This window comes from Pontibacter beigongshangensis (genome assembly GCF_014332515.1).
Taxonomy (GTDB): domain Bacteria; phylum Bacteroidota; class Bacteroidia; order Cytophagales; family Hymenobacteraceae; genus Pontibacter; species Pontibacter beigongshangensis.
Genome location: NZ_VFSD01000010.1, coordinates 10,905 through 26,094 on the forward strand (window position 1 = coordinate 10,905; position 15,190 = coordinate 26,094).

6 protein-coding genes are annotated in these 15,190 nt (G+C 52.8%); 3 read left to right on the forward strand and 3 right to left on the reverse strand.

The window, feature by feature from the left end; translation table 11 throughout:
- Positions 1-180: 180 nt before the first annotated feature.
- Positions 181-5,127, forward strand: a complete 4,947-nt coding sequence (locus tag FJM74_RS09745; RefSeq protein WP_187262416.1) for a DNA repair ATPase — start codon at positions 181-183, stop codon at positions 5,125-5,127.
- A gap of 93 nt (positions 5,128-5,220) precedes the next feature.
- Here FJM74_RS09745 and FJM74_RS09750 read toward each other — a convergent pair whose 3' ends face one another.
- Positions 5,221-7,581 (reverse strand): glycoside hydrolase family 127 protein, encoded by a 2,361-nt coding sequence (locus FJM74_RS09750; protein WP_187262417.1) that lies wholly within the window; start codon positions 7,579-7,581, stop codon positions 5,221-5,223.
- Positions 7,582-8,173: 592 nt separating this feature from the next.
- Between FJM74_RS09750 and FJM74_RS09755 the strand changes: the two genes are divergently transcribed.
- On the forward strand, positions 8,174-9,451 hold the full coding sequence (locus FJM74_RS09755) for an anthranilate phosphoribosyltransferase (RefSeq protein ID WP_187262418.1): 1,278 nt from the start codon (positions 8,174-8,176) through the stop codon (positions 9,449-9,451).
- 250 nt (positions 9,452-9,701) lie between these two features.
- Complete coding sequence (gnd, locus tag FJM74_RS09760; RefSeq protein WP_187262419.1) at positions 9,702-10,667, forward strand: phosphogluconate dehydrogenase (NAD(+)-dependent, decarboxylating); 966 nt, start codon at positions 9,702-9,704, stop codon at positions 10,665-10,667.
- A 38-nt stretch (positions 10,668-10,705) separates the two neighbouring features.
- Here gnd and FJM74_RS09765 read toward each other — a convergent pair whose 3' ends face one another.
- Entirely contained in the window at positions 10,706-13,186 is a 2,481-nt protein-coding gene (locus tag FJM74_RS09765; RefSeq protein ID WP_187262420.1) for a penicillin-binding protein 1A, read from the reverse strand.
- An 882-nt stretch (positions 13,187-14,068) separates the two neighbouring features.
- A complete protein-coding gene (locus FJM74_RS09770; RefSeq protein ID WP_187262421.1) occupies positions 14,069-15,184 on the reverse strand; it encodes a hypothetical protein in 1,116 nt (371 codons plus the stop codon).
- Positions 15,185-15,190 lie beyond the last annotated feature (6 nt).

Genomic DNA, 15,190 nt, shown 5'->3' on the forward strand with positions numbered 1-15,190 from the left:
TTTTTCAACAAGAGTGAACACCCCTCTAACTCCCCTCAAGGGGAGAATTAGCTTTCGTTCCAGCAAAATCCTGATTCAAACAAAAATCTATTACCAGACTTCTATCCAAGAGCAGCGTCCTCTAGCACCTCTGGAAGGCTGTTTTCATTCAAATAATTCGAGTAAAGAAATTTCCTTTACATGGAAGACAACAATATAACCACCCCAAAACCAAAGGCAGCAGAAGCGGTGCAGCTGGAGGGTGGTACTTACGAAATACTGCGCAACCGCCTGCAGAAGAACGGGAGCGAACTGCGGGAACTGTTGGAGCAACTGAACCAGGAGCGGAAGGCCGTGTTTGGGGCCATTGAAACGGCGCTGATAACCACAGAGCGTGTTACTACTGAAAATAACTGTGTGCCGATGGACATGGTGCCCGTTGGTTATAGCATGCTCTTCGGGTACAATGTACATCTTGGACTGAAGTCGGAGGCGGAGCTGTCGGATGTGTTTGGAGTGTACACGTATGAAGGGCATTCCTTTCACCAGCAGCCGCTGGAACCGCTGGGAAATGCACAATTTGTTGAGGACTTCAAGAAGCTTTACAAGTACTACAAAAATACGCATTTCGTAAAATTTGCTGTACTGGGCACGCACCTGTTCATGGTGTTCCGGGTGGGCAAAGGCCTCAACGACATCAAAACATTTAAGTGGCTCCTGCAGGGCGATACCATCACCTACCTTGACAACCGCAGCGACCACGAGTTTGTGTACCCCAGCCAGCACGATTTTGCCTGGAAGCGCACGCTTCGGGAGTCGCAGCGGAAGGGGAGGTTTCCGCATGTTTCCATAGAAGACAAAGTGTTTGTGGAGACCACTGGTGGCGACCTCACCATTAAAGTAGAAGACAACACCGATACCGGTCAGGGCATTTATGCAGAAGAAGTAGAAGACAAAGACCAAACGCTCGACGACTCCGAAATCTACTACGCCATCATCGGCAACATCATCATCCTGAAAATTCGGCCTTACCGCGAGAACAACTACCGCTACATTGTTTACAACGGCAAATTGAAGGAGGCCCGGCGCATCGATGCGCTGGCGCATAGCTGTGTGCTACTGCCAGAGGGGCAGGGCATTATGTACGCCTACGGCTATTACCTGCAGACAGGAGAGTTTAAGGAGTTCGACAACAACCTGCAGGATATGTTGTTTGAAAAGCGTATCGCTTCGCCCAACGGCGAAGATTTCCTGTATGTGTTTTATAACAAGGAGCAGGGGCTATACCTGCTGCTCTCTTACAACCTCATAACGCAGAAAATTGAAACCCCGATTGTTTGCCACGGCTACGCGGTTTTTGAAAACGGAGAACTCTGCTACTTCCGGGCCGACGAGGAGCCGCAGAAGAACCATGCCATCCAGATCTGGCAAACACCTTACATCGGGCCGAACTTTATAATTCCGGTAACGCAGGAGTCCTACCTGTACAAGATCGGGAACAAGGATATTGTAGGGGCTATGGCCGAAAGCAACGAGGTGCTGGCTCTGCTGCAGAAAGAAGACTCGTACGAAAACCTGTACCTCGACCTGATCAAGAAGACGACCGATGTGCTGGATTCCTACCATTGGCTGACCCGCACCGAAACCTACAACCTGGCAGCTCCACTGGCGGCTATCCGGCAAACAGCAACGGCGGCAGTAGAGGAGTTCGAAAAAGTAACGAACATCAGGAAAAATACAAAGCAGCAGCTAGAGCAGGTGCTCGGAAAAGCCGATGCGCTGCTGCACCAGCTGAAGTTTCAGAAGGCTGAGCACATAAATGATTATGTAGGATACCTGGCGGAACTGCGCACGATCCGGGGGGAAGTGGTGTCGCTGCGGGACCTGCGCTATGTAGACCTGATGAAGGTGGAGGCGTATGAGGCGCAGCTGCAGGATTTTACGCAGAACATGGCCAATGCCACCGTTACGTTCCTGCTCAAGCCCGATGCGCTGCACCCCTACGAGCAGAAGGTGCAGCACCTGAACGCAGCCATAGAGGCCGTGGCCAAGGTGATAGAAGCCGATGCCATCGACAAAGAAATAGCGGCTATTGCAACGGAACTGGAGATGCTGATCGATGTGGTGAGTAACCTCCGGATCGAAGACGCTACCCAGACCACCCGCATCATCGATGCCATTTCGGCCATCTACGCCACCTTTAACCAAACCAAAGCAGCACTCAGGCGCAGGCGCAAGGAGCTGCTGAGCCTGGAGGGGAAAGCGGCGTTCAGTTCGCAAATCAAGCTCATCAGCCAGAGCGTAATCAACTACCTGGATGTATGCGACACGCCGGAGAAATGCGAGGAGTACCTGGCCAAGCTCATGGAGCAGCTGGAAGAGCTGGAAGGAAAATTCCCGGACTTCGAGGAGTTTCTGGAGCAGATCGCTACTAAGCGTGAGGAGGTTTACAGTGCTTTTGAGTCTAGGAAGGTAGGGCTGCAGGAGAGCCGGAACAAGCGCGCCAACAGCCTGCAGCAGGCAGCAGACCGGATGCTGAAGGCAATCCAGAACCGCATAAGCAAGCTCGGCAGCGTCACCGAAATAAACGGCTATTTCGCCTCCGACCTGATGGTAGAGAAGGTGCGAAACACGGTGGAGGAGCTGCTTTCACTCGGAGACACAGTAAAAGCCGATGCTATACAGAGCCGCCTGAAAACCCTGCGCGAAGACACTGTTCGGCAGCTGAAGGATAAACAGGAGCTGTTCTCCGACGGTGCCAACATCATACGGTTGGGCAAGCACCAGTTTACGGTAAATAATCAGCCGCTGGAGTTGAGCATGGTGCACCGCAACGAGGCCATGTTCTACCACCTCACCGGCACCAGCTTTTTCGAACGCGTAACCGACGCTACATTTGAGAGCTACAAATCGGTGTGGGAGCAAACGCTGGTATCAGAAAACAGCCAGGTGTACCGTGCCGAATACCTGGCCTATAAAATACTGGAGTTGGCGCAGGATAAAAAGCGGCAGCAAAATGCATCCGAAGAAAAGCAGACTGCTCTCACTTTAGATGAGCTGCACAGGCTGACCGAAGCGGAGCTGGTGGCCTATGTGAGCCAGTTTATGGCCGTGCGTTTCAGCGAAGGCTACCTCAAAGGCGTGCACGACCATGATGCGGCTCTTATTCTGGCTGCCTTAATTCAGTTTATCAAAACAGCTGATTTACTCCGATATCCGTCTGCCGCCCGTGCCTGTGCGCAATTGTACTGGCGGGTGTTCGCCCCGGAGGCGCGCAAAAACAGGCTGCACCACCAGCTGAAAGGAGTGGGTGCCATCTTGCAGGTCTTCCCCGATACACATGAGTTTGATGCCATTAAGGAGGAGCTTCGCGCGGAGGTAGCGCTTTTTCAGAAAGAGTCAAGGCTTTGTCTAGAAGCAGTGGCAGGGGAGGCAGGCGATTACCTGTTCTATGAATTAACGCGAGGCAACCAGTTTATCATAGACCATCAGGCCGCAGAGCTGTACGAGCGTTTTAAGCAGTATCTGGCAGAACATAAAGTAACAGCGGCTTTTGAGGCATCAGTAAAAGCCTTGGCAGATAACCCGGTGCAACGGTTCGAGCTGATTCAGCACTGGCTCAAAGCCTTCATCACGCATTCTAATTTACATAATAAATCAACTTATGTAACAGAGGCAACGGTGCTGCTATTTACCAACAGTCATCACCAGCAGCAGGTGGTGCATACGGTCCTGGAGGCAAAGCTGCACCCGATGCTGGGTACGCATGCGCTGCTGCAGCAACAGACCTATGAGTTGCAGTATTACAGCTTTATGGAGAAGATGCGGCAGTATACCGCTACCACAGCCAAAGCATTTGTAGCTTTTACAGAGCTAAAGAAGCAGCTGAACCACCGGTTTGAGGAGGAGTTGCGCCTGCAGGAGTTCAAGCCACGGGTGCTGTCATCATTTGTCCGCAACCGGCTGATAGACCAGGTGTACCTGCCACTGATTGGAGCCAACCTGGCAAAGCAGATGGGTACGGCAGGAGAGGCCAAGCGCACCGACCTGATGGGCATGCTGCTCCTGCTTTCGCCGCCGGGCTATGGTAAGACTACTATTATGGAGTACATTGCGAACCGCCTGGGTCTCATTTTTATGAAGATAAACGGACCCGCCATTGGCCACCATGTCACGGCACTTGATCCTACGGAGGCTCCCAATGCTGCTGCCCGTGAGGAGCTGGAGAAGCTGAACCTGTCGTTTGAGATGGGCGACAACGTAATGATCTACCTCGACGACATTCAGCACTGCAACCCGGAGCTGCTGCAAAAGTTCATCTCGCTCTGCGATGCACAGCGCAAGATAGAGGGCGTCTACAAAGGCCGCAGCAAAACCTACGACTTCCGGGGCCGCAAAGTATGCGTGGTTATGGCCGGAAACCCTTACACTGAAACAGGCGAGAAATTCCGCATCCCGGACATGCTCGCCAACCGCGCCGATATCTACAACTTAGGGGATATCATTGGCGACACGGAAGAAGCCTTTAAACTCAGCTACATCGAGAATGCCTTAACCTCTAACGCTATCCTGGCAAAGCTGGCGGCAAAGAGCCACAAAGATGTGTTTGCGGTGCTGCAGCTGGCCCAGACCGGCCACAGCGAAGGGTTGGAGTTTGAAGGCAACCATTCGCCTGCCGAGCTGAACGAGTATGTGCAGGTGCTGCAAAAGCTGCTGAAGATCCAGGACGTAATTCTGAAGGTGAACATGGAATATATCCGGTCGGCAGCACAGCAGGAGGAATACCGCACAGAGCCTGCCTTCAAGCTGCAGGGCTCTTACCGTAATATGAACAAGCTGGCCGAGAAGGTAGTGCCGATCATGAATGCGCAGGAACTACAGACGCTCCTCTTATCGCACTACGAAGCCGAGTCGCAAACACTGACGTCGGGAGCCGAGGCCAACATACTTAAATTTAAGCAACTCATCGGAATTGCCAGCGAAACGGAGACGCAGCGCTGGGAGAACATTAAAGCTACTTTCGTGCGCAACCAAAAACTAAAAGGCTTCGGCGACAACAACCAGGTAGGGCAGGTGCTCACGCAATTGGAGAACATCTCGGAAGGTTTGACTGGGATCAAGGAAGTGATGCGGGAGCTGAAGGGGTAGGTAGGCTGTCAGAATCAGAATTTACAGAATAGTTGAGCCGAGAGAAAAATTCTGCTTATTCTCTAATTCTGAAAATCCTGATTCAGACAAAAACTACTTCAGCAACCGCACATGGTAAACTCCCCCGGCCACTGAGCCTTTATGCGCTACAAACTTCACCGTTAGCTTTTCAGCATTCAGCACCTTTTGCGGTAGTTGGTAATCTTCTTCAAAAAAAGAGTCGCCTTTTAAGCCATCCAGCTTCACGGTTTTTACAGGCACATCATTCACCAGAATATCGAAGGTGCGGTCTTTGTCGAGGCCGAAGTAGGTGATGCGGAGTGTTTTGGCTTCGCGGTTTTTGTTGCGCAAGTCGTAGCTGAACCAATTGGTGGCATGGCGCCAGAAGCGGTCCTGATGCGTACCCATGTCGGTGCCTTCGCCTTTAAAGTTGTGGTCCGATTCCGGCTGCTGTTCTCCAGCTGCTACCTGATCTATTGTTTGAGCTTCGAGGGCCAGTTTTTCCTGCTCCGTTTTTTGCAGGTTCTGCTGTCGCTTCTCTTTTTCTTCCGGGGTGAGCACGGGCCAGTACAGCATGTAGCGGGCTTCGTGCACCTGGAAGAAAGGCACCAGCTTTACTTTTTTGAACTGGCCAGGGGAAATTGCTCCGGAACCTGTGAAAGTTAGTGGCTGGCTATCAATTGGTTGCAGTGCGGCGGCGGCATCTTGTTTGGAAGCTACAATAACAGGTGCTTTATCAATAGGGTACATGGGGCCATTGGCGACATGCCCCATGCGGGTGCCATTGCCCCATAATCCGGGAATATCTGTTGTATCGGTAACACCTGCCAGCACAATAGGGCCATGCACAAAGGAGGCCCAGGAGGAGCCGTCAGGCAGAAACTCTGCTATAGTGTGCATCGGGAGTTCTATCGTGACTACATCCTTATTTTTCCACTTGCGCTCAATTTTAACGAAAGAAGAGGGCGCAGCGGTAGTCTGTACTTCTTTGCCATTAACCTTCACTTTCATCTCACCGGCCTTCACCCAACCCGGGTAGCGTAGGTTTAGGGCAAACTTCCGGGCCTTCTTCAGGTTCAGCTGCAACTGCGTTCCTTCTTCAAAGGGGAAGTTTGTCTTCTGCTGTAGTATCAGCCCCTGTTGCTCCCATTGTAGAGTAGACGGAATGAACAGGTTCACGAACAAATCCTGGTTGTTGTGGGCGTAAATAAGTTCGCCGTATTTGCCGTGGTTTTCGAGGCCGGAGCCCACACAACACCAGAAGTCCTCCTGTGTGCTGGAGTAAACGCGGTAGTGGCGGGGGCGCATGGGGGTAAAATATACAAATCCGCCTTTAGTGGGGTGCTGCGACGAAAGGATGTGGTTGTAAAGTGCCCGCTCATAATAATCCAGGTACTTGACATCGGGGTTCGTGGCAAACAGGAGTTTGCTGAGCTTCAGCATATTATAGGTGTTGCACGTTTCCGGCCCCTGCTCCGACTCGGTCATGGAAGAAAAGTTGTCGGTGGGGTGAAAATGTTCGCGCACGCTGTTCCCGCCAATCGAAACAGTGCGGTTTTCTATCACTGTGTTCCAGAAAAAGCCGGCTGCCTCGTCCCAGGCTTTGTTGTTGGCCATGTCTGCTACGCGCTTATAACCGATAACCTTTGGTATTTGGGTGTTGGCATGCATACCGTTCAATACATCTTTCTGGGCCAGCAGCGGCTCCAGGATAAGCTTGTGCGAGAAGCGCTCCGCCAATGTCAGGTACTTTTTGTCGCCGGTAATTTCGGCTACGTCTGCAAATGTTTCGTTCAGGCCACCGTGCTCGCTGCGCAGCATCTGTTGCATCTGCGCATCCGTCAGGTTATTGGTGAGGTCGAGGCACCAGTCAGAGAGTTTCACCAGCACCTCCCGCGCCTGCTGGTTGCCAGCTATTCTGTACGCATCAACTAACCCGGCGTACAGCTTGTGGATGTTGTACAAAGGCACCCACTTCTTGTTCAGTGAAAAATTGTCGGCTTCTATTTTACCGGCTGCTATTTGCTGCCACATATGCTGGCCGCCCGGAATGCCGCCAACATAGCCGTTGCCGTTCTGCTGCTGGCACTTTGCCAGCTCACCCACCATGTAGTTGAGCCGCTGCAACAGCGCTTCGTTTTTGGTGGAGGCATACATCAGCGAAAGCGCCGAAAGATAATGCCCGCCGATGTGCCCGTCGAGCCCGGTGTTTTCCCAGTTGCCGTAGCTTTTGGCTTTGGTTGGCAGCCCGGCCTCCTGCAGAAAGGGAGCCAGCAGCCTGTCGGGGTCCAGTGCCAGCATGTAGGCCATGTCTGTTTGCTGCGCCTCATAAAAAGGACTTGCTGCCAGCGCGACACTTGTAAGCGGAAAATATTGGAGAGCAGGCGCTGTTTGGCCAAAGCAATTGGCCGCAACAGAAAGGAAGGCGACTGATAGGTAAGCTCTTAGGGTCATGGTTTCTGATATTAACTAACCAAAGTTAGTAAATTTTGCCAATGTTTAAATGTTATATTGACATTAATTAACTGGCCAACTTGTCATACGGTGCGCCAATTGCCTACAGAAGAATTGGAGGAGGGTGGCCTTTAAATTATTTGAATGAAAAAGCCCCTCCAGAGCCTGTTTGGCTGCTTTAGGTCCTCATCACTTTCAACCTGGAGCATCGCAGGGGCGAACGGGCTTTTATGCATTGGCTAATCCGCCACTTCGAACAGTTACCTATTTATAGAGTGGAAGTTGGTATATTGCTCTATAGATTGCAAAAGCCTTCATTAGTTACCGGGTAATTAATCCTTGTGCGGAAAGCATCTAAGGAAAAGAAGCAGAAATCCTGGAGAGGCTTAGCATGATGGTGAGGAAGCCGGATGTTATTAGCAGTCCAAATCTCGGAGAACTACCGGAGCCTCACGCTACGTTAAGGAGGATAAAGACCAATTATTTGAATGAGAAGAGCCTTTCCAAACCTTTAACCCAATCATGGCAGCAGCGCACGAGTAGGGGCCGTTTTTGAGGTGCTGGTAAGGCTATAGGAGTGCAAAATAAACTTATGGAAACGACACAACAGGACTATACAACCCAGGATAACCCACTGGTACAGGGAATAAAACTCATCGGCATCGGGAAGCACGGCAGCAAACCACTGCCGGAAAGCCTTCTGCGCACTATTCTGGATTACCTGAAAACCGGCGATATAATTCCGATTCAGAATGGCGCTTTTTATGGCGCGTTAATGGCAAAGGGACCAACACCGCCGGAGCAGCAACTGCTGCTGGCGCTGGTACCTGCAGGTACTGCGCCGGGGCCGGATGCCATTTACGACAGCCTGTGCGCCGATGCACCCGGGCACATGCGGGAGATCGGCATCAAGCTTCTCCGAAAAGAGTTCCTGACCCTGGAAGAGGCGCGGCAGTTGGGCGAGTTCCTGTACTCCGACCTGCCCGGCGAGAGCTACCGCGGCATGGCGGCCAGCATGCTCCGCATCCGCTACGAAACCGAAGAGGAGTACCGGGGGCTCATAGAATCTGCAGAGCTTTCGTTCACGCCAGGCTTTCGGGAGCCGGTGCCACCGCTGCAGGAGGTGCTCCTGCAACTCGCCGAACCGTTCGATGGGGTAGAGCACTCCTACATGATCACGCCCTTGCTGGCGCAGGCGTTTCAGCAGGATGGCTTCCGGGTGATCAGTACGGTGGGCAGATCATCGGGCCCGAAGCTGACCTTAAACGCCCTTGATCTTTATGAGCAGCTGGAAGGGGAGTTTCTGAACTCCCCTCAGCAGCTGTTACAGGAGCCTCCACGCTTTGGCTGGGTTCTGGACCAGCAAATACTCTCGCCAGCCCTCGACCAGTGGGTAGACCGGCGGCGCCTGATCTTTAAGCGGCCTTTTCTGGCCACTTCCGAAAAGGTCCTCAATCCGGCAGGAGCCCACATCCTGGTCACTTCTGTTTTTCATATCACGTACATGGAAAAAATGATAAAGCTAGCCGATATGGCAGGCTTTAAAGGGGCAATTATCCTGAAACGTGGCCTGGAAGGTACCCTGGCTCCTTCTCTGGCCAAAGCCAGCGGCATTCTGTGTGCCGCCCGCCAGCAGGACGGTTCTTTTATCACCCACACCATCGATGCTGACACCGAGGCCCTCGCTCACTTCCGTGCTGGGTCTGATGAAAACGTAGCGCCGCTGCTACTGGAAGAAAACATCCGGCTGATCAGAGATTTCGCGGAGCACGGATTTACCGATAATCAGGATTTTAACAAAAGAGTAAACCTCAGCATGGCGCTGTATAACAGTGGTCTGCAGTGGGTGCAGCAACACTGGCAACGCTGATTGAAGGCTCGGGAAACTAAAGACTCTGGGGCGAAGGCAGTTGCTGGAGTTGTGCTGCAGGAGCCTGGCCAGAGTTGTGTGCAGGAGGAGACTATCAGAGGAGCCTAAATTATTCAAATGAAAAAGCCCCTCCGGAGACTGTCCGGCCTCTGTTGCACCTGCTGCTGAAGAGGTACTTCCTGCTCCTGCGCTGTAACAAAAGCTTCCTGATCGGACTATAACCCTTACAGCAAAAGCTATAAAAATGGATATGATGGAAGAAAGAGATACTATCGGGATTATTGGTTTAGGCCGGATGGGCGGCAACCTGGCCCTGCAGGCGCTCGAAAAAGGATTTAGCGTGTATGGCTACGACAACGCAGGAGCCACCAACGACCTGCTGGCCGCCGGCCTCAAAAACTGCCTGTCGTTTCAGGAGCTGAAGGATAGCCTGCCGCACCCGCGCATCGTCTTTATTTATGTTATTGCCGGCCCTATTGTAGAAGCGATTATTCAGGAAGCCGCAGCCGTGTTCGATCCGGGCGATATAATCCTGGACGGCGGTAATTCTTACTGGGGCGATTCGCTGCGGCGCTACCGGATGCTGAAGGAGCGGGGCATTAACTTTATTGATTGTGGCACAAGCGGTGGCGTAGAGGGTGCCCGCCATGGCGCCTGCTTTATGGTGGGCGGGGAGCCGGAGTCGGTAGAGCGGGTAGAGCCGATCCTGAAGAGCCTGGCCGTGCCAGGTGGCTATGTGCATGCCGGTCCGCCGGCTGCAGGGCATTTTACGAAGCTCGTGCACAACGGCATTGAGTTTGGCATGCTGCAGGCCATTGGCGAAGGCGTGGACCTGCTCGAAAAATACAGGGACAAATTAAATATTCCGGGTATCCTGGAGAATTGGAACCACGGCTCCGTTATCCGGTCCTGGCTGATAGAGCTGATGGGAAGGGCCTATAACGAAAAAGGCGGGTTTGAACATGTGCCCAGCCACGTAGAGGACACCGGTGAGGTAAACTGGCTCGTGAATGATGCCATGCAAATGGAAGTGCCGATCCCGGTTATTGCCCAATCGGTGATGCAGCTTATCGCCTCCCGCGACCAGGATAAAACCTGGGCCAAGGCAGTGGCCATGATGCGCAACGGCTTCGGCAACCATCCGTTCGGCCCCAACGAGTACATTGCCTCGTACCGCTCCTACAGCAGAATTGGCGACTTCCCGAGAGACCTTTAAAAGGAGCGAAAGAAGAAGCATCAGAGGCTAAGCACTTGTCAATCCTTCTTCTTTCGCTTTTCCTTTCGTTCGCGTTTCCTTTCTTCCCGGCGGTTTTTGCGCTGGTTTTTCCAGTCTTCGTAGGTTTGGTTTACTTTGCCGGTAATAGAGTCGATTACACGATCGAAGAAGTTCTCCTCTGGTGCTGCCTCCCTATAAGATTCGCAGGCCAGCCGCGCCTGCAGTTCTGCCGGAAGCGGTTTAAAGCGGCTGTTGTAATAGCCAACATAGGCCGGGTCCTGTGCCACGCGTTTCGTGAACTCTCCCCAGATCGGCAGCGCCGTTCTGGAGCCCTGCCCCAGTTCCAGTGTCCGGAAACGAACCTTCGGGCTTTCTGCTCCTACCCAAACACCCGTGATCAGGTTTGGCGTGATGCCGATAAACCAGCCATCAGCCTGCTCCTGTGTGGTACCGGTTTTGCCTGCAATGTCCATCTTCAAGCCAAACTCAGAGCGTAACCGTACGGCACTGCCTTCTTCTACCACGCCCTGCATCAGTTGCAGCATTACGGCGGCATTGGTGCGGGAGAGGGCCCTGTTGGAGTTAGGCTGCTTGTGCTGCCGGAGAACTTTGCCGGAGCGGTCGGTGATGTGGTCGATGTATACCGGGCTAACCTGGTAGCCATCGCTGGCAAAGGAGGCATAGGCGCTCACCATCTCCAGCAGCGACAGGTTGGCCGTGCCCAGCGCCAGCGAAGGAACTTCCGGCAGCTCGTTCCGGATGCCCATCCGCCGGGCCAACGCTACGGTGCGGTCTACGCCTGTTTCCATAATGAGCTGCGCCGACACCGTGTTGACAGAATTTGCCAGGGCTCCGCGCATGGAGTACTCGCCGCCATACACTTCGTTGGCATTTCGTGGCGACCAGTCTTCGTGCTCTGCATAGGTCTGTCGCTCATTCGGGAAAAAGGTGCAGGGGGCAATGCCTCTTTCCAGCGCAGCCGCATACACAATGGGTTTAAAGGTAGAACCCACCTGCCGCCGTGCCCGCACATGGTCGTACTTGAACACATGATGATCTATGCCACCCACCCAGGCGCGGATATAGCCGGTGTGAGGCTCCATGGCCAGCAGCCCCGAATTCAGGAACTTCTGGTGGTGCCGGAGCGAATCGAGCGGACTCATGTTCTTTTTGCTGATGCCGTTCCAGCTGAACACGCTCATCTGGATCGGCTCCCTGAAAACATCCCGGATCTCTTCTTCTGACTTTCCGGCTGCCTTCATTTTTTTGTAGCGGTCGGAGCGGTGCAGCGCGTTCGTGATCACGTTCACATCATTGCCCCAGGGCGAGCGGCCTTGCCAGTGCGCATCAAACTGCTTCTGGAGCTGCGACATGCGTTTCCGTACGGACCGCTCGGCATGCACCTGTATGCCGGCGTCGATGGTGGTGTAAATCTTCAGGCCGTCGGTGTAGAGGTTATAAGGCTCGCCATTTTTTTTCTTCTGTGTGGCGGCCCACTTTACCAGCTCCTGCCGCAGCAGCTCCCTGAAGTAAGGTGCTATGCCATCGTTATGGGTGGTGTAGCGGTAGTTGAGGGCGAGGGGCAGCTGCTTAAGCGAATCGGCCTGGTGCTGGCTCAGGAATTCGTATTTAGCCATCTGGTTCAGCACCACATTGCGGCGTTTGCGGGAGCGCTCTGGGTCCAGGCGCGGGTTGTAGGAGGTGGTGGCTTTGAGCATGCCGATCAGCACGGCGGCCTCCTCTGTTTTAAGCGAGTCGGCGGAGGTGTTGAAGAAGCGGCGCGAGGCCCGCTCTATGCCATACAGGTTACCGCCCATGGGTACCGTGTTGAGGTACAGCTCCAGCAGCTCCTGCTTCGAGTAAACGCTCTCCAGCTTGCGGGCAATAATCATTTCCCGGATCTTGTTCACGGCCATGTCTGCGAACCTGTACTTTTTGCGGGGGTACAGGTTTTTGGCCAGTTGCTGACTCAGGGTGCTGCCGCCGCCGGAGTTTTCTTGCTGCATCAGGAGTGTTTTCACGAACACACGCCCCAGGCTCCTGGGATCGATGCCGCTGTGCTCGTAAAAACGGGCATCTTCGGTGGCGATCAGGGCGTCCACGGCGGTAGGTGCTATGTTGTCGTAACTCACATTGGTGCGGTCCTGCAGGTAGTAGCGGCCCAGCAGTACTTTGTCGGCAGAGTAAACCTCGGAGGCGGTGCTGTTTTGGGTGGCTTTCAGTTCTTTACGGGAAGGGATATGCCCCAGAGCGCCCATGTAGATAGCCATGTAAAAAGCTAAGGCAATTACCAGCAGGAACAGGCCCAGTTTGTATGCCCACCTGAAAAGAAACAGGAAATTGGAGGGTCGGGCATTGCTCCAGTCAAAATTTCTGAAGCTGGTCCATTTTTGCTGCCAGTAAGCGGCGGTAAACTTGGGTTTCTGGCTCAGGTAAAAATCATGGAATTCCTTTTTAAGAAATCTGAGAACCGGCAGGATCAGCCCGTGAAGAACAAAGTTTATAATTTTTCGAAGCACTCTTTTTTTATCTAAAGATCACCATGTGGCACCCATTTCAACGGTAGCCGCACAGGCGGTAAAGTACAGACTTTTGATCGTATTAGTTACACTTAAGCTGCGCTTGTAGTTCCTTTGCGCTAATGCCACCACTGCTGCTGCTCCTGTTTGCAAGAATTGCGCCAGTAGGAGTGGGTGGCTGGTTGTTAATTCTTATTTTTTGATTCTTATAATGTGTACTTAGGAAATGTAAATGTATCCACAGCTTAAGTCTGCTCATCCTGTGCCCTCTCTCCAAAAGCTTCATTGCTGCTCCCATGCGCTCCTCGGCCGCAGGGCCGCGTTTTCACTTCCGGAGCTGTCTATTTGAACCTGCCCTCGCTCCGCTGCGGGCTGCTGAGCAAAACTCAGGACCGGAACAAATAGAAGGCTCCTCCAGCGAAAACTGGAAACGTTTTTCTCTTTGAGCTAAAAAAAACAATCTATAACAATGTTCTGTTAATCAGTCGTTTAAATGCAAGATCATTGCCTGATTCACGCTAAATCTCATAAACAATCGTCACTGCTTTTTCCTGAAATTGGAATCCTGAAAAATCAGAAATAACCATTCACCAACAGCAACTAAACAACAATCAGCAATTGACAACTAACTATCAACCAAAATTATTCTAATCAAATGGCCCCTCCGGAGCTCATCTTGTAGGAAAAAGCAGGTCGCTGGTGCGCGCTTGCCGCTCGTACCAAAGGTTCCTTACGGATACAGCTTAAAAGAATTGATCTATAACAAGCTGCATTGGCCCCTTCTGGAAAGGCAGTGATAGGAAAGAGCGCATAATCCAAGAAACAGAAGCCTTGTCTTTCCCTACAAGATGAGCTCCGGTGGCTTTGCTGTTGGTGCCGCCGCTACTTTTCCTGCTGTTTAAATTTTACAGGAGAGGCCAGGGTGGCTTTGCGGACAGTTTGCAGGGTTTTGGGGTTCAGGATTTCTGCTTTGCCCTGGTCGCGCAGCTTTTCGATTGCCAGGCGGTAGTTCTCTTTGATATAATGGGTGCCGGGGTGATGGTCTTCGGCGATCTTCTCGATGGTTTTATAATTGTACTGGCTGGCGTTTTGGGCAAGATCTTCTGCTAGCTTCTGCACCGAGTACCGGAGCTGCTCCGGGAACAAGGCAAGTTGCTGCACCTGCTTCAGGTTAGCGCCAAACAGCGGCACACCATCCTGCTGGTAGTCAGAGTAAGGCAGCAGTATGGCTTTAAAGGCTTTGTACACGGGCACCGACCTGGAGGCGAACAGCAGGTACAGGCTGGTCTGGTCTTTGTCTGGCGCATCTACCCGGAAGTCCAGGGTAAAGCGCCCCTGCTCCCGAAGCAGTTCTCCCAACTGCGTAACCAGGTAAGCTTCCTGCCCCTGCGCACTTTTCTCCCTTCTGCAAAAATCCTGGATGGCAGCTAGCCTGGTACTGAAAAGCTCCGTTATGATGGCTGGTGTTTTCTTGCCTGTAAATGCTGCCCGAAGCTTTTTAGGGTGCAGCAACAGCAGCAGATCCGCACTTTGGGTTTTGCTGCTTTCCAGAAACAGCTGCTGCGCGTAGGGCGTTGCCAACGGATCAGAAACTACCAGGGCCGGATAACCAGAAGCCAGTAGTTCGGAAAGGGGCAGTTGGTTCTCCGGCTCCTGCAGAAGCAGGGTTGGGTAAGGCAGTCCGTTTTCAGAAACCGGAATTGCGGATTGTTGCTTCAGTATGTCCTGCTCCAGTCTGGAGGTGGCACCAAAAAATAGCCTTAGCGGCTGATTCGGTTCAATATTGCTGAAGAGGCGCACCTGCTCCTGTTGTGCATCAGGTTCCTGCTGCACCTGTTCTACCGCCAGTAAATCTACGTAAACCAGCGCCTCAGCTTCTGGGGCCAGTGACTGCAGGCGGCACCAGGCCGGGAAAAATTGCCGGAATATTTCAGCTTTTATTTCTGAAGCAGTACGATTAACCCTGAAAAATTCCTGTGGGGCAGGAGCAGCCATCATCACCAG

Bases quoted from the DNA above. Each gene is read 5' to 3' on its own strand.
- FJM74_RS09770 (WP_187262421.1), bottom strand. From the start codon at position 15,184: ATGATGGCTGCTCCTGCCCCACAGGAATTTTTCAGGGTTAATCGTACT.
- FJM74_RS09750 (WP_187262417.1), bottom strand. From the start codon at position 7,581: ATGACCCTAAGAGCTTACCTATCAGTCGCCTTCCTTTCTGTTGCGGCC.
- FJM74_RS09755 (WP_187262418.1), top strand. From the start codon at position 8,174: ATGGAAACGACACAACAGGACTATACAACCCAGGATAACCCACTGGTA.
- FJM74_RS09745 (WP_187262416.1), top strand. From the start codon at position 181: ATGGAAGACAACAATATAACCACCCCAAAACCAAAGGCAGCAGAAGCG.
- gnd (WP_187262419.1), top strand. From the start codon at position 9,702: ATGATGGAAGAAAGAGATACTATCGGGATTATTGGTTTAGGCCGGATG.